This window comes from Cylindrospermum sp. FACHB-282 (genome assembly GCF_014697195.1).
In the GTDB taxonomy this organism is placed as follows: Bacteria; Cyanobacteriota; Cyanobacteriia; order Cyanobacteriales; family Nostocaceae; genus Cylindrospermum.
Window position 1 is genome coordinate 1 of the sequence record NZ_JACJRJ010000017.1, and the last position, 18,653, is coordinate 18,653.

16 protein-coding genes are annotated in these 18,653 nt (G+C 40.7%); 7 read left to right on the plus strand and 9 right to left on the minus strand.

Going from position 1 to position 18,653, the window contains the following annotated elements; all coding sequences use genetic code 11:
• Window positions 1–65 precede the first annotated feature (65 nt).
• Both H6G32_RS10895 and H6G32_RS10900 read right to left on the minus strand, forming a co-directional pair.
• Window positions 66–1,085: an amidohydrolase gene (locus tag H6G32_RS10895; protein WP_242046560.1), complete on the minus strand. Its 1,020-nt coding sequence runs from the start codon at window positions 1,083–1,085 to the stop codon at window positions 66–68.
• A gap of 377 nt (window positions 1,086–1,462) precedes the next feature.
• Entirely contained in the window at window positions 1,463–3,187 is a 1,725-nt protein-coding gene (locus H6G32_RS10900) for a serine/threonine protein kinase (protein WP_190458006.1), read from the minus strand.
• Between the two features lie 194 nt (window positions 3,188–3,381).
• On the opposite strand from H6G32_RS10900, the gene H6G32_RS10905 reads away from it, so the two are divergent.
• Window positions 3,382–3,624: a hypothetical protein gene (locus tag H6G32_RS10905; RefSeq protein WP_190458007.1), complete on the plus strand. Its 243-nt coding sequence runs from the start codon at window positions 3,382–3,384 to the stop codon at window positions 3,622–3,624.
• 182 nt (window positions 3,625–3,806) lie between these two features.
• On the opposite strand, the gene H6G32_RS10910 is transcribed toward H6G32_RS10905, so the two are convergent.
• Window positions 3,807–5,408: a peptide ligase PGM1-related protein gene (locus tag H6G32_RS10910; protein WP_190458009.1), complete on the minus strand. Its 1,602-nt coding sequence runs from the start codon at window positions 5,406–5,408 to the stop codon at window positions 3,807–3,809.
• Window positions 5,409–6,064: 656 nt separating this feature from the next.
• On the opposite strand from H6G32_RS10910, the gene H6G32_RS10915 reads away from it, so the two are divergent.
• Entirely contained in the window at window positions 6,065–6,922 is an 858-nt protein-coding gene (locus tag H6G32_RS10915) for an SDR family oxidoreductase (protein WP_190458012.1), read from the plus strand.
• Window positions 6,923–7,065: 143 nt separating this feature from the next.
• Window positions 7,066–7,323 carry a hypothetical protein gene (locus H6G32_RS10920; protein ID WP_190458013.1) on the plus strand — a complete coding sequence of 86 codons (258 nt, stop codon included), beginning with the start codon at window positions 7,066–7,068 and terminating at the stop codon, window positions 7,321–7,323.
• 53 nt (window positions 7,324–7,376) lie between these two features.
• On the opposite strand, the gene H6G32_RS10925 is transcribed toward H6G32_RS10920, so the two are convergent.
• The 4 genes from H6G32_RS10925 to H6G32_RS10940 form a co-directional block, all read right to left on the minus strand.
• Window positions 7,377–8,924, minus strand: coding sequence for a mercuric reductase (locus H6G32_RS10925; RefSeq protein WP_190458016.1), 1,548 nt, complete (start codon window positions 8,922–8,924; stop codon window positions 7,377–7,379).
• Window positions 8,925–9,383: 459 nt separating this feature from the next.
• On the minus strand, window positions 9,384–10,136 hold the full coding sequence (locus tag H6G32_RS10930; RefSeq protein ID WP_190458017.1) for a TVP38/TMEM64 family protein: 753 nt from the start codon (window positions 10,134–10,136) through the stop codon (window positions 9,384–9,386).
• A 55-nt stretch (window positions 10,137–10,191) separates the two neighbouring features.
• Window positions 10,192–10,884, minus strand: coding sequence for a TIGR04283 family arsenosugar biosynthesis glycosyltransferase (locus H6G32_RS10935; protein WP_190458121.1), 693 nt, complete (start codon window positions 10,882–10,884; stop codon window positions 10,192–10,194).
• Window positions 10,885–11,180: 296 nt separating this feature from the next.
• Window positions 11,181–12,848, minus strand: a complete 1,668-nt coding sequence (locus H6G32_RS10940; RefSeq protein WP_190458019.1) for a flavin monoamine oxidase family protein — start codon at window positions 12,846–12,848, stop codon at window positions 11,181–11,183.
• Between the two features lie 201 nt (window positions 12,849–13,049).
• Here H6G32_RS10940 and H6G32_RS10945 point away from each other — a divergent pair, with 201 nt between their 5' ends.
• The 4 genes from H6G32_RS10945 to H6G32_RS10960 all read left to right on the plus strand — a co-directional run bounded on the left by H6G32_RS10945 (window position 13,050) and on the right by H6G32_RS10960 (window position 16,426).
• Entirely contained in the window at window positions 13,050–13,556 is a 507-nt protein-coding gene (locus H6G32_RS10945) for a hypothetical protein (RefSeq protein WP_190458021.1), read from the plus strand.
• Between the two features lie 153 nt (window positions 13,557–13,709).
• Window positions 13,710–14,945: an LL-diaminopimelate aminotransferase gene (locus tag H6G32_RS10950; protein WP_190458022.1), complete on the plus strand. Its 1,236-nt coding sequence runs from the start codon at window positions 13,710–13,712 to the stop codon at window positions 14,943–14,945.
• A 208-nt stretch (window positions 14,946–15,153) separates the two neighbouring features.
• The gene (locus H6G32_RS10955; RefSeq protein WP_190458024.1) at window positions 15,154–15,798 is read left to right on the plus strand and encodes a Uma2 family endonuclease; all 645 of its coding nucleotides are present in this window, start codon (window positions 15,154–15,156) and stop codon (window positions 15,796–15,798) included.
• A gap of 19 nt (window positions 15,799–15,817) precedes the next feature.
• Window positions 15,818–16,426, plus strand: a complete 609-nt coding sequence (locus H6G32_RS10960; RefSeq protein WP_190458026.1) for a Uma2 family endonuclease — start codon at window positions 15,818–15,820, stop codon at window positions 16,424–16,426.
• Between the two features lie 149 nt (window positions 16,427–16,575).
• On the opposite strand, the gene H6G32_RS10965 is transcribed toward H6G32_RS10960, so the two are convergent.
• Complete coding sequence (locus H6G32_RS10965) at window positions 16,576–17,190, minus strand: RloB family protein (protein ID WP_190458028.1); 615 nt, start codon at window positions 17,188–17,190, stop codon at window positions 16,576–16,578.
• The gene (locus tag H6G32_RS10970; RefSeq protein WP_190458030.1) at window positions 17,183–18,547 is read right to left on the minus strand and encodes an AAA family ATPase; all 1,365 of its coding nucleotides are present in this window, start codon (window positions 18,545–18,547) and stop codon (window positions 17,183–17,185) included. Before H6G32_RS10970 ends, H6G32_RS10965 begins: the two co-directional genes overlap by 8 nt.
• Window positions 18,548–18,653 lie beyond the last annotated feature (106 nt).

Here is an 18,653-nt window from a genome sequence, read left to right on the forward strand (position 1 = left end):
TTAGCATAATCTGATAGTTTCATATTTGTTGTTCTAAACCTTGACAACTATCTTAATACATTTATCTATATTTGGTAATGTCTGTCTATAAAATCAGAGAAGTTTACCAATACTTGAATGCGATCGCTACTCCAAGCTTCTTCGGCGGCTGTTTGACACAATTGGGTGAGGGCGTAATCATTTTGCACACTGGGCACGCCTTGGCAATAATTAACTTGATAACGCGCACCGTAGGCATGGCAGACATTAGCGACAATGTTTTCAATCCAGTTTGGGAGATTGGCGCGGGTTTCTGGATGGAGCGATCGCACAGTACCCAATAACTTCACCTGATCAGCAATCACGTTCGGCGCTCTGCCACCATTAATCTGCCCTATGCTCAATACTACTGGACGCAAGGGATTCTGTGTCCGGCTAATGGCTTGTTGCAGTGAGGTGATTACTTGGCAAGCTATCCAAATTGCATCAATTGCCTCATGGGGACGGGCCCCATGTCCAGATTCTCCCATAATAATAATTTCTAAATCATCAGCCGCTGCTGTCAATGCCCCGTAACGGATACCAATGGAACCTGCGGGGATAGAAGGGAAAACATGCAACCCTAATATAGCTGAGACATTGTCCATCACCCCATCTTTTACCATCCATCTGGCCCCTTGGGCAATTTCCTCTGCTGGCTGAAATAAAAATCGCACCTTACCACCCAAATCTTCTGCCACTTCGGACAGCAGCATTGCTGTTCCTAACCCGACTGTGGTGTGGATATCATGACCACAAGCGTGCATCACCCCATCGGTGCGAGAGGCATATTCTAACCCAGTACGTTCTTGAATTGGTAAGGCATCCATGTCGGTGCGAATTGCCAATAAACGATCATTTTGCTTAGTGCCTTGTAGTTCGCCGATGACGCCAGTTTTGCCGATTCCTTCTTGGACGTGCAAACCGCTAGAAGACAACACACCAGCAACGAAGGCGGCTGTTTGCTGCTCTTGTCCGCTGAGTTCTGGGTGTGAGTGGAGATGGCGGCGAATTTCAATTAGGCGGGGTGCTAGTATTTTGGCTAAGTCTTTAATACGGGTAAGCATCGATTGGTTTTCAGTTTACAGGTTCTGCTTTCATGATAAAGAAGTGTTAATCTACAAAATGCTCTTACTTTACAGCCAGCGGCCCCGCCCCAGTTAATTGAAAAAATCACATCTGTCTAAAGGTGATGAAGAAATTATAAAAATTTGATTAATGTTCATGGAGGGACTACACAAAATGAAATAGAGGCTCTATACTAATCTTAGTCAGACACTATACTGAACCATCTATAGACTACCAAGTATGTGATCCCCCTAGTCCAATGCAAAAAGGCGGCTGGGGGGATCTTGTTTTTGGGTATTTGTTCAAGGCGCTCGAAGAAATAAATTATCCCCTAGGACAGGGTTGTAAGCTGTTTCTAACAGGCGGGACGCCTGTTCTACCGCCAGCCCAACCAGCGCAACCCTGGGACAATCAGGTAGTGACTCACTCCTAACCAGAAGCTAATTAAGACGCCCACAAAACTAAAGAAAGCCATTGGTGGCGCTAACTCTAACCAGCTGGGTTGATGAGAAAATTGGAAGAGTGTGGCGGGAAAACCGAAAAAAATCAATACTGCAAAGAAGCTGGCACAGCCAAAGGCAGCGATAAAAGCATAAACTAGGTGATGGCTACGAATGCCTAAACTCAAGGTGAGCAGGGAAATTGCTACTAAAATCCATCCGATCAAGCCTTCGTCCCTATCTTGTGGGGTGATTAGTTGGTAAATTATCCAGCCTAAGCTATAGCTGATCGTTCCCATCAGGGATGCTACTAAAAACCGCCGCTGTTGACCAAAACTCCCGGATAAGGTTAGTCCCCAAGCGGTTCCCAAACCAGCGACAGCAAAAACTATGATTTCTGCACCTACTATAGGTTGAGTATTGGGTAATAATTCTGGTAGCTGGTACTGCATAAATTCTACAAGGCGATCGCCTAAGTTTGTGCGATAGGCTAAGAGAAAGCCGACAATCGCCCCAATGGCAGCACCGATACTAGCGAGAACCATGGCCCAAAACGTTGCAAGAGTGGCTAGGAGTAATTTGGCGATCGCCTTTATTATAAAAAGACTAGTGTTAGCAATCCCTTGATTCAGGTCGTCTAAAGCTTGTTCAATAGCTTGGATTAGCAGGTTATATTGCTGGGATAGTTGCTGAAGCGCGTTCTGGACTGGGGCAAATAAACCCTGTTGTGATGAGGCTTGAGAGATTTTCACTAAGCGTTTTTGAATGTTAGCTGCATTTGCGGGGCGCGATCGCACATCCTCCTGCACCATCTCATCAATCAAATCTGCTAGACGCGGGTTAAAATTACCCTGATTCCGCCAGCGCAACTGACCAGTTTGCGGATCTTCCAACTCCGGCGGATACTTACCCGTGAGTAATTCAATCATCGTCCGTCCTAGGGCATAAAAATCAGCCGCAGGCCCCACATTACCCCCAGTCACTTGTTCTGGTGGACTGTACCCAGAAGAATATAACCGCGTAGAACTAGATGGATAACGCAGAATTGCGCCGCTAAATTGTTTGGCCCCACCAAAATCAATCAGCACCAACTGATTTGGGTTTGTCCCCCCCAAATTACGCAGCATTAAATTAGAAGGTTTAATATCCCGGTGAATAATTTGGCTTTTGTGCAATTCCTGCAAAATCTTCACAGCTTGGAGAAACCAGTTCAACACCAAGTCTTCTGGACACCCTTGAGGATAAGTTCTGCGTATTTCTTCTAGGTTCTGCCCATTAATTTTTTCCATCACCAGACAAGCCAACTGGTGCGGTTTAGGAACGAGCAAATTTATTTGAAAATACCCTTCAGAGTCAACTCTGGGGACACCGGGATTCCGCAAACCAATTAAAACAGCCGCTTCTTGGGTAAACAATTCCAGTGCTTTTGGTGAGGTTTCCACCAATACTTTAAGCACCTTCTCGGTTTGGGTTTTTTCATCCCAAATCGTGTAAATTTGGGCAAATCCACCCGAACCCAAGGGCTGGATGGGCAAATAGCGGTCTAACAAATGTAGCGGTGCGCCACAGCTGTTGCAAAATTTGTTTCCCCAAGGTTGGGGGTAAGGTCGTTGACAGTCAGGATTTATGCAGTGAACCGCACTCTGAGTGATGTGGGACAAAACCGCTAGAGGACAAAGGCTGAATTGATTTTAGCGCTTATTTACCTTTAGTTCTAAATGTTGCATTTAACCTGTCTTTCAACCTTACAGATGAGATACGCCCTTGTGTGGGGTGCTGTGTGCGATCGTCGCATTTTGTCTCCTCTGGAAAATTGGTAAGATTGGAATGCTTTAAACGATAAGAGGTTTGATAAATGAAAAATGATGTATTTGGTAAATTAATTGCCTTTCTAAATAAATTGGAACAAGATAAAATCACTTATTCTTTAGCCCATAATCGCGATGAAACCGTTATGGTGAATGTGGCGATACCTGGACAAAGATGGGAAGTTGAGTTTTTTGAAGATGGGTCGGTTGAGGTAGAAAAATTCGTTAGCAGCGGAGAAGTTGCTGGGGAAGAAGCTTTGAGTGATTTATTTGCTATGTCTTCAGATTAAAAAGGCTACAGTAGGTAGGGTGTGTTAGTCCACGCAGGTGGACTTCGTTTGTGTAGCCGCGACTTCCAGTCGTTAGGGCTAGGTGCAAGATATCAGTTTTAACTTTAGCTATTAGCCCTGGATGCATCCTGTTTCCATCACAGCTTTTGGATATTCTCGATGCACCACCAAAGCTGAATTACTTAAATGTACCCATCTCCAGCAAGGGGAAAAGCGTAATCTGAAAACAAGGCGTAACGATGATTGTCGCTGCGGGTTTCTTCGTCTAAAACTTTGACGACTTTGTTATAAACGTCTTCCGCTTGTTGGGGTGAATCACCAATGCTGGTTAATCCTAACTTGCCAAATTGAGAAAGACAACCCATGAGATGAAAAACTGTGCCTGTCTCCGTTCCACTGTCAAAATGTAATCTGTGGTGGGCGATAATATCCATTAAATCGTTAGGTAATAATCCCCGATAGCGGTCTTTTTGCAAGTTATCTGTGGCAATATAGTATTTAGGGCGTCCTTGCTGACTGTAAAATAAACCGGTAGACAGGTCATAGCGTCCATTAGTTAATAATTTTAAAGTCATGAAAGGATGAGTTGTGCCGCCTTTACGTAAGTTTATTTCAATGGCTTGAATATCCCATTGGTTATTACCTTCGTCAACGGCGATAAAATCAACGCCATATCTCTCTAATACGCCTTTTTTTGCGAGATGATTGCCAACTTGTAAGCCTAATTGCTGTAATTCTAAGCGATAGCGTTCATCTGCGGGAAATCGGCAACCGAGATAAATTTGTCCGTCTGGGCCTCCGAGAATTTGGTCATGGGTGGAGAGGATTTCTACTTCACCGTTGGGTGTGATGCGTCCTTGCACACTAGGAGAACGTTTTATTTCCCCTTCCACAAATGCCTCAACTATTGCCCCCATCTCTGGTATACGGGATGAAAAATTCTCCCAAGTTTCTTTTGGGGCTTGAAAACGCAGATGTGAAAAGCGATCGCTAATTCCTGCTACCCGTTGATTATGAGAACCTTTTCCCGATGCAACATCCATCAATGGTCTGAGTTCCAACAGCGCATTTCCTTCTCCCGAAATGCCTTCGTTGAGTTTCACCACCATTCGTTGTAATGTCGGTTGACGTTCCCACAAATCTGCGGCTGCTTCCGCCAAATCTGCGGTGTTCCAAATCTGTTCGCTACCATCTGGAAGGGGTACACCACTTTCTTTAAAGATTTGCCGACTACCACTTTTTGTCCCCCAAATCTGCAAATCTGGCGCAGCAGCATATAGAGGTACACCCAATTTAATCGATAATTCCGCTTCCCAAAATGATGAATTGTAACAAGCCATAAAAGATTTATCTAGCCGCAAAGCTTGACGAATTCTCTCTAACAATCGGGGGCGTTCTAAAATCTTTTGACTCAGAGGTTTTAGGGAAGAATCATAAGTAGAAAGTAGCAGCAAGCGGTTGCGAGCATGAGAAAATGGGATTCCTGGTAACAGTTGTAGATAGTAATCAATGATGCTGGGATGCAGTGGCATTGATGTGACATAAATTAGCCTAGTGCGGGGATTCCGCAAGCGCATCAAACTAAATAGCAATCTTTCTTCATAATGCTCACAACCTTCTATCTTCTGGAGTTCTCGCTGGTCGATACTCAAAGAAGGAATAATTAAAATATCCGCTTCACTGTTGTCAAATAACTCGCTAGTTTTCCAACGGTCGCGCAAAGTTAATTGTAAATTGCGAAACTTATCAACCTGCTCTAATTCGGAAATTTTCAGCGTAACCATAACTCATACCCTGTATTTATCCCAATCTAGCTTTACTACTTAGATATATCCCAAGTCGCAATCAGATGACTATATTTTTTTGTAACTTTTCTCTGATGCTCTTCAGTGAGAGATAAAACTATATACTTGCCGATTACTTAAATATTAGAGGCATTAAATATTAACGGTAACTTAAAAAAAGCAAGTATGAAACTTTACCAACCAAATACAAGAGAAACAATGAAAGACAAAGTGTCATAAATAAACCTGATAATTTATCGTTCATGCTTCAAATGTTATAATTTATATAAATTTCTTTTACGTCTTAAGGTTGATTATTTTTGCTGGTTATTTATTTCTAGAGGGTGATAAATTCAAACCAAAGAACAGTTAAATTGAGAACATGATGAAACGGAGGAATCCTTCATCAGATGATAGTTGTCTACTTGTTTTCAGTGGTTGAATTAAGAACGTGTGGTAGATAAACGTGGGGAGAGATAATGTTAGTTGCGTGCAGTTACCAAGACTTTCCTACGTTGGGCAAATATCCGGGGTAAAAAAGCCTAAACCTGCCTTGTGCAAGTGGGCGCCAAAGTTAAAAGCAAACCTTGGGTTGGTTTTTCGATCCAAGGTTTACTTTTGCTATTTATTACTATTCAATTTCCAGGAAAGAAGATATGCTAGAAGAAAAAAAATTACAACCGCCACAGCAACAAAAACCACCAGGTGTGGAATCAGAAATGCAGCCAAAACCCAAAGCAGATGATGAACAATATCGGGGTAGTGGTAAGCTAAAAAATAAGGTGGCAGTGATTACAGGTGGCGATAGTGGGATTGGTCGGGCTGTAGCGATCGCATTTGCTAAAGAAGGTGCAGACGTAGCGATAATTTACCTCAATGAACACAAAGACGCCAAAGAAACCCAAGATTTAGTTGAAAAACAAGGACGAAGAGCGGTACCAATAGCAGGTGACATTACTGATGAAGGCTTTTGTCAGCAAGTTATCCAACAAACAGTAGATGAGTTTGGTAAACTTGATATTCTCATCAACAACGCCGCCGAACAGCATCCACAAGACAACATTGAAGATATTAGCAAAGAGCAATTAGAGCGAACTTTCCGCACTAATATTTTCTCAATGTTTTATTTGACAAAGGCGGCAGTTAAGCACTTGCAACCAGGTAGTTCTATCATCAATACTACATCAGTCACAGCTTATAAAGGTAGTCCGCAATTATTGGATTACTCTTCGACAAAAGGCGCAATTGTCGCGTTTACTCGTTCCTTATCACAAAATTTGGTAGGTAAGGGAATTCGTGTTAACGCTGTGGCACCAGGGCCAATTTGGACACCTTTAATTCCCTCAACTTTTCCAGAAGAAAAAGTTACTACCTTTGGCAAGCAAGTACCAATGCAACGACCCGGACAACCAGAAGAAGTTGCACCTAGTTATGTATTTCTAGCTTCCGATGACGCTTCTTATATGTCTGGTCAAGTATTGCATCCCAATGGTGGAGAAGTAGTCAACGGATAATTATTTTAATCTAAAGGACACAGGAGAATTGGGAATTTATGTCTCAGATATCTCCCTGCGTCCTCCATTAGGTAGATGAGTTGATATTGAATAGGTGATAATCTGTCTAGCAAAGAACACCCAAGAAATAACCTCTAAAATTTATGGCATCCCCAACACCATTGTATGGCACTGATCTAGTAGATTGTGCTAGAGCAAATGCCAAGCAGGGAATTGGAACAGCTGCTTATCAATGTGGCTATGGTGATGATATCAACACATTTTCACAAGAACTAAGGCAAGCTTGCGAAAAAATGAATTTGCAAGTTAAGGAACTCAGCGAACTAATTACCGACCAAGACATGATACTAGAATTGGGAACTGGTGAAATCGTTGCGCCGATTACAGCAACGCAACTTTAAAAATAAATTTCTGGCAAAAGTCAATTTTCTTTTGGGGAATTCAAAATTCACCATCAAGACAACTTTGTGAGAAATCCCAAGAGTTTTTTGGTGTTTGCTGTCAGCAGGGTGCGCCGATAAGTATCCGCCGCTTTTTTAATTGCTTCAGCCTGAGTGGGATAAGGATGAATCACACTACTTAACTTACTCAAACCTATTTTATTCATAATTGCCGTGGTGATTTCAGAAATCATTTCCCCTGCATGATTAGCTACGATGGTTGCACCGAGAATTTGGTCAGACCCTTTCTTGTGGTGGATTTTCACAAATCCTAACTCTTCACCATCTGCGATCGCTCGATCTATACTACTAAAAGGAATCTTAATCGTCGCCACATCCAGCCCCAACTGTTGCGCCTCCTGTTCATACATCCCCACATGGGCGATTTCCGGCACAGTATAAGTTACCCAAGGCATCACCAAACTGCTGAGTCTACTGCGTCCCAAGCCAAAGGGAGAAAACAGCGTATTTTTAATTACAATCCGCGCCGCCGCATCCGCCCCATGGGTAAATTTCCAATTCATGCAGACATCACCAGCTGCATAAATCTTGGGGTTCGTCGTCTGGAGGTAATCATTCACCTTCACACCCGATTGCTGGTCATATTCTACCCCCACCGCTGCTAAATTTAGATTTTCCACATTTGGTACACGTCCCGCACTGGCTAAAATTTCATCAACTGTCACCGAATCTCGATGACCATTCACAGAAAAATAAAGCCGCTTACCCTCGGTGACTGTCACCACCTCTTCTAACTGGCAATTTAGCACCAAGCGAATACCTTCATTTAGCAAAACCTTTTGCATAATTTCCGCAGCATCAGCATCTTCTCGATTGAGGATATGAGAACCGCGATGAAACAGCACCACCTCACAACCCAAGCGGCGGAACGCTTGCGCCAATTCGCAACCAACAGGCCCCCCACCAATCACCGCTAAACGTTCTGGTCGTTGAATTAGGGAAAAAATTGTCTCATTAGTCAAATAACCCGCTTTTTCAATTCCCGGAATCTTCGGTTGCAAAGCCCTAGCGCCGGTAGCAATCACAGCTTTTTTAAACTTTAGGGTTTTGTCGCCCACTCCCACAGTATTATTACTCGCAAACCGACCTTCACCCAAGAAAACATCTACCCCCAAGGAGGAGAAACGTTCCGCCGAATCATGATGACTGATAGCAGCCCTGATTCGTCGCATCCGTGCCATAACTGTGGAGAAATCAACTTCAATATGCTTAGAAATATTAATCCCCAATTCCTTAGCACCCCACATTTCGCCAACCACACGAGAAGACCGGATGACAGTTTTTGAGGGTATGCAACCGAAATTTAAGCAATCTCCACCCATGAGATGCTTTTCAATCAAGGCCACTTTTAAACCCAAATCTAAACCCGCAGCACCCGCCGCTACCACTAATCCCGCCGTACCAGCACCAATCACTACCAAGTCGTAATCATCAACAGGTTGGGGATTAACCCAATTTGGCGGATGGACGTGAGAAACCAACTTTTGATTATACTCATCCATTGGGCGAACTGTGACTCTCTCGAATTCTGAATTTGACATTAGTAGTACCTCTGAAGGGTGAAGTATCAAGTATGTTTTTTATGCTAGTCTTTAGTCCATTTGCCAAGAAACAGCAAAACTGGAAATGTTGTCTTTACTAATGAATATAGCCTGGCAAATATTTTGTCCGTTTGATAATTGACAGATTCTCGAAAAAGATTACTTGATATAAATATTGGGGAACAGTAAGTAAGTATGCAAAAAGAAATCAAGCTATACCAAGTAAAGTAACAAATGCTGAAATTAGCTCGTAGTCAGGGCTTTAGCCCTCTCTATCTCCTGTGGTCGGCTAGGCAAACGAGACGCTACGCGGTAAGCGCAGCAATGCCCGTTCGCGGAGCGTTCTGTAGGAAAGGGCTTTACAAAGTAGGGCTGAAGCCCTTACTACAAACCTTTAATTATTTACGTTGCTCTACTTAACAGGGGAGACGCCTGTTTTACGGTAGAACTTTTAATTATTTACAAGACCTCTTGTTCTAAAGCTTTCTGCGCTATACGGGTAACATAAATTGTCACGGCGACTGTCGCTATAAAACCCAGAATGCGAATTGCCCATTGTAGGTTGGGGTTGGTAGGTTGAGTCTCTGTCCCAATCAGCGCTAAATTCCCAGCTAGAGAACCAATGTAAACATACATAATTGTTCCGGGAATCATCCCCACAGAACCAATAAAATAGTCTTTGAGAGAAACTCCTGTAATGCCAAAAGCGTAGTTTAATAAATTAAACGGAAATATGGGAGAAAGTCGGGTTAACAAGACAATTTTTAATCCTTCTCTCCCCACAGCTTGGTCAATAGCAGCAAATTTTTTGTTACCTGCAATTTTATTGGCAACCCAACCCCTTGCTAAATAACGTCCTACCAGAAATGCTGCTGTAGCACCGAGAGTTGCACCAATAAATACATAAACAGAACCCCAAACTACACCAAAAACAACGCCAGACCCTAAAGTGAGAATTGAACCTGGTAAAAAAGCCACGGTAGCAATAATATAGATGGCAATAAAGGCGATTGCTCCTGCTGTCCCCAAGCTATCAATCCACTGCAAAGCGTTGCGTAAAATTTCTTGCGGGTTAAAAGAATTTGGATTTACAGATTCTTGGGCTAGGGCAAAGTTTGTATTTAATAAAAAACTTATGCTAAGTATAAATAGTGTGAAGATACTCAATGGAAAAAAGTTTCTCAATATTTTGTGAGGAAATTGATTTTTCATTATTTTTCAGAATAGATTTTTTTTGGATGAAACACGCTTTTAAAACTAGTAATTTTTATTGGCGATACCAACTACGAATTCGCTCTGGTGAAACACCGAGTAAATATGCAATGATGACTATCTGATTTAGCAGCGTAGTTTGGAAAATGCCTTTTTGCAACCATCTCCGGGCTGAGGTAGTGACGGGTACGGGAATTAGGGCAATTTTACTGAGGGTTTTTAACCGCTTTATGAGTTCAAAGTCTTCCATGATGGGCAATTCGGGAAAATTACCAATTTTGTGAAATACTTCTTTAGTTAAAAAAATTGCTTGGTCACCATAAGGCATTTGCCAAAAATGCGATCGCCATTTTACTCCCCATTCCACCAACCGCAAACCCCAATGGGATGCATCTATCCGCAAGCTAAAGGCACCAGCCACAATTCCCGGCTGTTGTAGTGTGGTGCGAATCATGACATCAAAACCAGTGGGTAAACGGCTATCTCCATGGAGAAACAGCAGAACAGCACCCTTTGCAGCTAAAGCCCCGGCGTTCATTTGTCCAGCACGACCGGGAGATGAAGAGATAACTTTTACACCTAAACCTTGAGCAATTTCTACCGTACCATCTTGGGAGCCGCCATCAACTACAATTATTTCTATATTAGTGCTGGGTTGGGTGGAGGCGATCGCATTTTTGAGATTCTCCGCTTCATTGAGTGTGGGAATAATAATCGAAATTGTCCCAGCATCAAGATTCTGATTCATCATGTCTGAGGTTGCTTTTCTGGCTGGTTAGGCAATGAACACTCTACCATTACCTTAATAGGACTTACGCAACTGGCATGGCTTTGTAGGGTGCGTCAGACTCGATAATTCGGTAACAATCAACAGATTTTCCATATCTGAGACACCCTACAAGATAGATTCTCGATAATTCGGTAACAATCAACAGATTTTCCCTATCTGAGGCACCCTACAAGATAGATTGAGTGTGACACGCAGCTATAGAAGAAAGTCAACAACGCTGGGGTACTGTCGTCCGACCTATTTTGATGATAAATTTATTCATCCGTAAAATCATCACCCAAACGCTGTTGTCTATTCATCCTACGATTTCTGAATACTGGATTATTAGTAATTGGCTGTTCCTGTTGAGTGGGAATATTTACACCCAAATCTTTGAGAATTCTTTTAGCTGCAACTTCACCTGTTCGACAGCCACCTTCCATATACCCTTGGAAGGATAAAGAGCAGTGTTCACCAGCAAAAAATATATTACCCACACGTTGTTGCTCAGATCCAGCTAGCCTCGTCCATTGTCCTACTAAATAGCAAGCATAGGCGCCGCGTGTGTATTCTTCCCCCGGCCAATAGGCAGTGGTAGCTTGACGATACACATTTCTAATTCCAGGGAAAATCCGATCTAATTGTGGTAGAAATCTTTTGGTATAGTCTGCCGAATTGCGGCCTAATAATAAACCATTTTGACCGCCGCTAAAATTAGTAATTAGACCTTTAGAAGCAGTTTGGTAACGGCTAGGTTCCCAGGTAGTTTGAAAGCCTGTATCAGTAAATGTTGAGCCATTTGAGCCATATTGATTGCGCCACAGTCTTTTTTCATAAGATGTGATTAATTTTGCGTTGGTTCCATATCCCAGTTCTGCAATTGCATTTCGTTTAACTGGTGGTAAATAGATATTCAGCGCCACTAAACGCAACGTGCTAAAAGGCAAAGTCAGCAAAATTCTCTCATAAGTACGAACAAAAGCTCTACCTCCAGATCGTAAACTAACTCGGTAGCGACCATCTGAACTGCTATTAATAGCTTCTAATTGTGTGTTGATTTCAATATTATTTGCCAAAGATTGTGCTAGTAGCTTGGGTACTTGGTCGTTGCCACCAACAATTGTATAACGTTCATCACTTTCTCCAAACACTGTAAATTGATCAGTCTCAGTACCAATCAACAATAGGAGATTCAGAGATGATTGTTCTTCCGGTTCTCGACCATATTCGGCAGTGTAAGCCACCCTTAGCATTTCCCGCAGAATCGGATTAATTTGCACCAAGTCTAAATATTGTGCAATCGAGGTATTATCTAAAGCAAATGCTGCCTGACTATAAGAGCGATAGGTTATAGAGTCATCCCCAATATAACCTAAATCTTGCTCAATTCTTTGTGCTAAAGGGGTGAAGTAATTAATAATTTCTGTTTCCGAAATTTGGCGTCCTTGAAAGTACCATATTTCTGGTGTTAGTCCCTGATCAGTAGCTAACACATCCACTACTGTTAAACCAAGTTTTTTTGCCAGTCTTCGCAAACGGCTATGTCCTGTATCGATGAATTCTCCACCCAACTCCACAGTGTTGGAAGTACCCAAGGCGTTTTTCAAACTCAGCATCCTACCACCGATACGCTTCCTAGCCTCGATAATGTCTACAGGAACCCCTGCTTGGCGCAGGTTATAAGCCGCAGTCAATCCAGCAATTCCCGCACCAACTACAAGTACCTTAGAAACTGAGCCATAAGCGGCTGTATCACGTCCACCATGCCAGGTAGTGGTGGCCACAGCACTTGCTAATCCTAAACCCCCATAGATTAAACGACGACGAGTGGTTCTGTGTTGTAAAATGTCAACTAACTCATCGGTGGGAATACCAGTTTTTACCGATTCTCTAGCAATTGCATAAGCCCGTCGCAACGATTTCATTAGTGGAGACCTAGCCATTTAGCGAACCTCTCTCTACGGGGCAAGTATTAACACATTATCTTCTCACAAAAATTAAGTGTAAATTTTAGTATAAGTAAGATTAATGGATACGCAGTGTTACTAAAATAGTATTTTGTATCATGGCTAAATATTTCCCGCTTGATTGAGAGCGAAAATATATGAAATAAAAGCCTGAAATCCTGATTTAGCGAGGTTGTAATGAAAATTTTGACCCTAACTGACAAAAAATTGGTAATGAAGCACCAGCCAACGAAAATAAGGACTTTGTGGTTAGGAGCGTTGTTATTTGTTTTCGTAATTTATCAATTGAGTCTTTATCTATATAAAGTATTTTTTATCCCGGCTTTCCTAAGTCAACAAAGATGGGATACAAATTTGATTTACGGTGTATTTTTAATTTTTTTAATGGCTTTGGCAATTTCTGAATTGTCAACTCCTGCGGTTACTTGTAATTTCTATAAGAATATTAATCAGGTAGTTATAGAGTACAAAGGTTTACGCACCAGCAAAGTTATAGAGTACTCATTTGCCGATATTCTGCGTGCTGACATCGAAGAATATCAAGAACGCTGGGGGACTGTCGGCAGACCTATTTTGATTTTGAAATCTCAAAAGACTATCCCCATTCACAAAGATTATATCAATGCTCAAGATGTTCGACATGATATCTATACTATCAATAATTTTATTGAGGCGTATAAGTAATCAATCCGGTGGGTTAGAAATGCACCCTACATAAGTGCTTTTTAGATATAGTGAAGCTAATTTTTTAGCTAATCAGCGGTGACTTGATTCAAAATTATTAGTAATCTTTATTTTAGCAGTAAGCTATTTGAGGACGTTTTTCATAAATTTACTATGGCAACTATTAACGACAACTACCTGAAGCTAAAAGCCGGTTATCTGTTTCCCGAAATTGGGCGTCGGGTGAATGCCTTTGCACAAGCCAATCCTGATGCTAAAATCATTAGGCTGGGTATTGGTGACGTCACAGAACCTTTGCCAGAGGCTTGCCGTACAGCTATGATTAAAGCTGTGGAAGAAATGGGCGATCGCACAACTTTCAAAGGATACGGCCCAGAGCAAGGTTACGGCTGGTTACGGGAGAGAATCGCCGCACACGATTTCCAAGCACGGGGAGCAGCCGTTGACGCTGATGAAATCTTCATTTCCGACGGTTCCAAGTGTGATAACGGCAATATTCTTGATATATTTGGTCATGATAATGCGATCGCAGTTACCGACCCAGTTTATCCCGTGTATGTTGACACCAACGTCATGGCGGGAAACACCGGGATAGCTAACGATAAAGGCGAATTTGACGGTTTAGTTTATCTCCCTGTCACCGCTGAAAACAACTTCACCGCCGAAATTCCCTCCCAAAAAGTTGACTTAATCTATCTCTGCTTCCCCAACAACCCCACTGGCGCCACCGCCACCAAAGAACACCTAAAAGCTTGGGTAGATTACGCAAAAGCCAACGGTTCAATCATCTTTTTTGACGCTGCTTACGAAGCTTATATCACCGATTCTTCCCTTCCCCACTCGATTTACGAGATTGAAGGTGCAAGAGATTGTGCGATCGAATTTCGCTCCTTCTCCAAAAATGCAGGCTTTACCGGTACCCGCTGCGCCTTAAGCGTCGTTCCCAAAACACTCACTGCTAAAGCCGCCGATGGTTCCGATGTGGAACTGTGGAAGCTCTGGAACCGCCGCCAGTCCACCAAATTTAACGGCGTGTCTTATATCGTGCAACGGGGTGCTGAGGCGGTTTACTCCGAGGAAGGACAAGCGCAAATCAAAGCTTTAGTTAGCTTCTATCTAGAAAACGCCAAAATTATTCGAGAGCAATTAACAGCCGCCGGTTTGTCAGTTTATGGTGGCGTAAATGCGCCTTACGTTTGGGTAAAAACTCCCCATGGTTTATCCAGTTGGGAATTTTTCGATAAATTACTGCAAACGGTAAATGTTGTGGGAACTCCCGGTTCTGGTTTTGGTGCTGCGGGTGAAGGTTACTTCCGCATCTCTGCATTTAACAGCCGGGAAAATGTCGAAGAAGCAATGAAGCGCATCACCGAAAAGTTTAAGGTTTAGGTTTAGTAAGTTTTGGTGGGCATTGCCCACCCTACTTTTTGTTAGACTTAATCTCAGGACTTAGGCAACTGGCATGGCTTTGTAGGGTGCGTCAGACTCGATAATTCGGTAATTCTCAACAGATTTTCGATATCTGACGCACCCTACAATCTTATATTGAGTGTGACACGCAGCTTTGGTACTAAATCTATCAAAAATAAAAATTGCTATGAGTGTAGCTATCCCCATCTTCAAACCCGTTAGCCAGATGCAACTAACACCCGGTAGTACAGTTACCATTCCAAATGTTACCTGGGAAGAATTTGAATCTATTTTACAAGAACTGGGAGATAAAAGAGCTTCACGAATTGCCTATAATCAGGGTAATTTAGAGATTATGGTTCCTTTACCTGAGCATGAAATTTCTAAAGATTTAATTTCTGATATTGTCAAAATATTGCTGAAGGCGAAAAAGATTAAATATCAACCTTTTGGTTCAACAACTTTTAAACGACAAGGTACAGCAGGAGTTGAGCCAGATGCTTGCTTTTATATTCAAAATTATCAACAAATGATCGGACGTAGGCGTTTACAACCTGATGATCCACCGCCAGACTTAGCAATAGAAATTGATGTCACATCAAAAACAACTCTTGATGCTTATGAAGCTATTGGAGTTACCGAATTATGGATATATGATAGTGGTAAGCTTTCTCTTTATTTGTTAAAAAATGGCAAATATATCAAATCTGAACAAAGTCCCTATTTTGAGAATATAGCTATTACTCAGATTATCCCTGCTGCTATCGAACGTAGTTGGCAAGTAGGAAGTTTTCAAGCTTTAGAAGAATTTGCTGCAATGATTGCACAGTAATTAGAGATTAACAACTTATATGGTATTACTTCAAGAATTATCTGAACTTTTACAAGCAAAAGATCCAGAAGAACGACAAACAATCACCGGTGTCAGTTGGGAGAGTTATGAAGCTTTACTCAATGATTTAGGTGACAGTCTGCAATATAGAGTCACATATTTAGATGGAGTGATAGAACTAGTGTCACCAAATTACCGACATGAAAAGGATAAAAAACGCATTGGTTCTTTACTCGAAATTTACTTTCAAGAAAAACGCATCCGTTATTTTCCTCTAGGTTCTAAAACTTTCCGCAAACAATCAAAAAAAGGTGGTGTAGAACCAGATGAATCTTACTGCATAGGTACAGAAAAAGAATTTCCTGATTTAGCAATTGAGGTAATTATCACAAGTGGGGGAATTGATAAATTAGAAGTTTATCAAAGATTAGGCGTCAAGGAAGTTTGGTTTTTCCAAAATAATCAATTTAAAATTCACCATCTGCGCGGTGAAAGTTACGAACAAGTTACCAAAAGTGAGTTATTACCAAATTTAGATTTAACAATGTTAGCGCAATATACAATTGCAGAAGATCCGTTAGATGCGGCGTTAGAGTTTCGGGAGAAAATTAGAGATATGTTAGGTTAAATTGTAAACAGATAAACCAGGGCTAATAACTAAATTCCGTTAAAACAGACTAGAAATTTCTTTTAGTCGTCTTTAGACAACTTTCGCTATTAGACTCAGAATTCATTCTGAGGCGGTATGAGAATGAAATAGCCCTGACAGATTAAAGATTACCGAATAAATTTATTTAACGCCTCAACTAACAAATGTACTGTAGTTGAAGGATTATCACTTTCTGGATTACAAGGGTTATATTGCTTGAGAAGATTTTTAGCGTGTTTGATAGCCGTAGATTGTCGATTTTCTATCTCTTCATAAATTGAATCACTATTTTTCTTATATTTCTTTTTCAGCAAATTATCTAACTTATCAATATAATCCTTGCGAGGAAGTCCAGTATTTAGAAATTCAAAATGCAATACATACCATAATTCAAATGCTTCATTAGAATAAGCAACTTTAAATCCTTCCCTTTCAGCATTTGCAATAGCATTGTTAAAATCTTGCTTCGGCCAATCATCTCTATCAAATACACACCAAACCTGATCATAATCTTCTTGAGCTTTTAATGCTTTCGCTTCTTGCACTAACTTACTTGGATTATATCCAACTCCTTCAACCTGAATTTCCTTAACAGTCGTGGAAGCGCGAAAGTTTCTAAAGTAATTTGGCTCAGTTTTTGCACCTTCACAAACAATTAAAAATATTTGCCTTAACTCCCTTGTTTCGACTTTTCTATCAGAATATCCACGAGATGGCGTTCTCCCTTCACTTTTTCTAGGCATTAGGTTCACCGATGATTTGACTTAAGTTGCCAATAAAGGGAATAGCGCCATATCTGCCTTTGATGTAGTCACTTTCAAATGAGGCATCATTTCTAACTTTGTATTCAACTAGGGAATATAAATCTGTAGCACCATATTTATTTTTCTCAGTAAACCAAATCTGATCTCTACGAAAGAGTTTGTTACTCAGCAGGTTTGTATCGTGAGTCATAAATATTAGTTGTGCATTTTTATAATTTGTTTCCTTTGAGTTAAATAATTCAACAATTGCCTTACTAATTAAAGGGTGAAGTCTTGCATCAAATTCATCAAATATCAAAACATTACCATTTTTAAGAGTATCTACCAAAAGCCCAGCAATGGCAACTATTTTTTTAGTTCCTTCGGATTCTTGATTATCTAAGTCAAACAATTCCATAGAAATAGAATTACCTTGGCCATCAAACTTTTGATGAGCGGTATTAATTGAATAGACTTCTTTGTTTCCAAATTTTTGATGAGCGGTATTAATTGGATAGACTTCTTTGTTTCCAAATTTTTCTTCAATTTTTGTTATTTCTTGCTGTATTCTTTCTCTGAGAATTTCAGGTAAAGAACGTGTTGTAATTTCTGTTTTCAGTAATTTTATTTCTCTAATACCCAAATCTAATTTTTTAATAAACTGAATAATTTCTTCTTGACGATCATTAGTTTCCGCTAAAGAGTTAATTGTATAATTTAAATGTTCTCTGTCCTCTAAACCTGAAACTATATTTAGTTTTTTTGTAAGCCAATTTAATATTTTATCAGCTATTTCCACATTAAATTGAGCAGCCACTGAAAGAAAAAGCGCATTTCGTCTAGTTTTAGGGTGAATACCTTCACCTTTAAATGTTTTAGATAGATATTCCAATCTATCAATTTCTCCATTATAACCCCGTTCAAAAAGCCGAGTTTCTCTTGTCTTAGGAACGTAAAATAGCCATTCTGAAACTATGCTTTTTTGAGTAGCTTCAAACCCATATCTATATTTTTTAGCATCTAATATAAACACAATTTCAAAGAAAGATGGTTGTGCTTCAGTTTCTGTACTTAACCTAAATGGTTCAACTCCTATTTTATCTGTGCTTTGAGTATCTTTAGAGGAGTTAATCATAAACCATTTCATAAAACTTAATGCTTTGGCTATGTTGCTTTTACCACTAGCATTAGCCCCATAAATCGCAGCACTTTTGAGTAATTTAAGTTCATCATCTACCCCAAAAATATTGTTATCATCAAGTTCCTTTTCTTTAGCGACAATATTAGCCGCCACCATACTAAAAGTAACTTTATCCTTGAAGGATCTGTAATTACCAATACTAAACTCTATGAGCATAGTAACCTCCCATCCCTAAACAGCATATTTGTGAGAATTTCACAAATATATAACTTAAGCATAGCGGTTATTGGGTTATATGAGCTAATTTTAATATTTTTCACCT

Bases quoted from the DNA above. Each gene is read 5' to 3' on its own strand.
- H6G32_RS10945 (WP_190458021.1), top strand. From the start codon at position 13,050: ATGAAAATTTTGACCCTAACTGACAAAAAATTGGTAATGAAGCACCAG.
- H6G32_RS10960 (WP_190458026.1), top strand. From the start codon at position 15,818: ATGGTATTACTTCAAGAATTATCTGAACTTTTACAAGCAAAAGATCCA.
- H6G32_RS10915 (WP_190458012.1), top strand. From the start codon at position 6,065: ATGCTAGAAGAAAAAAAATTACAACCGCCACAGCAACAAAAACCACCA.
- H6G32_RS10965 (WP_190458028.1), bottom strand. From the start codon at position 17,190: ATGCCTAGAAAAAGTGAAGGGAGAACGCCATCTCGTGGATATTCTGAT.
- H6G32_RS10940 (WP_190458019.1), bottom strand. From the start codon at position 12,848: ATGGCTAGGTCTCCACTAATGAAATCGTTGCGACGGGCTTATGCAATT.
- H6G32_RS10910 (WP_190458009.1), bottom strand. From the start codon at position 5,408: ATGGTTACGCTGAAAATTTCCGAATTAGAGCAGGTTGATAAGTTTCGC.
- H6G32_RS10930 (WP_190458017.1), bottom strand. From the start codon at position 10,136: ATGAAAAATCAATTTCCTCACAAAATATTGAGAAACTTTTTTCCATTG.
- H6G32_RS10955 (WP_190458024.1), top strand. From the start codon at position 15,154: ATGAGTGTAGCTATCCCCATCTTCAAACCCGTTAGCCAGATGCAACTA.
- H6G32_RS10935 (WP_190458121.1), bottom strand. From the start codon at position 10,884: ATGAATCAGAATCTTGATGCTGGGACAATTTCGATTATTATTCCCACA.
- H6G32_RS10920 (WP_190458013.1), top strand. From the start codon at position 7,066: ATGGCATCCCCAACACCATTGTATGGCACTGATCTAGTAGATTGTGCT.
- H6G32_RS10950 (WP_190458022.1), top strand. From the start codon at position 13,710: ATGGCAACTATTAACGACAACTACCTGAAGCTAAAAGCCGGTTATCTG.
- H6G32_RS10925 (WP_190458016.1), bottom strand. From the start codon at position 8,924: ATGTCAAATTCAGAATTCGAGAGAGTCACAGTTCGCCCAATGGATGAG.
- H6G32_RS10905 (WP_190458007.1), top strand. From the start codon at position 3,382: ATGAAAAATGATGTATTTGGTAAATTAATTGCCTTTCTAAATAAATTG.
- H6G32_RS10970 (WP_190458030.1), bottom strand. From the start codon at position 18,547: ATGCTCATAGAGTTTAGTATTGGTAATTACAGATCCTTCAAGGATAAA.
- H6G32_RS10895 (WP_242046560.1), bottom strand. From the start codon at position 1,085: ATGCTTACCCGTATTAAAGACTTAGCCAAAATACTAGCACCCCGCCTA.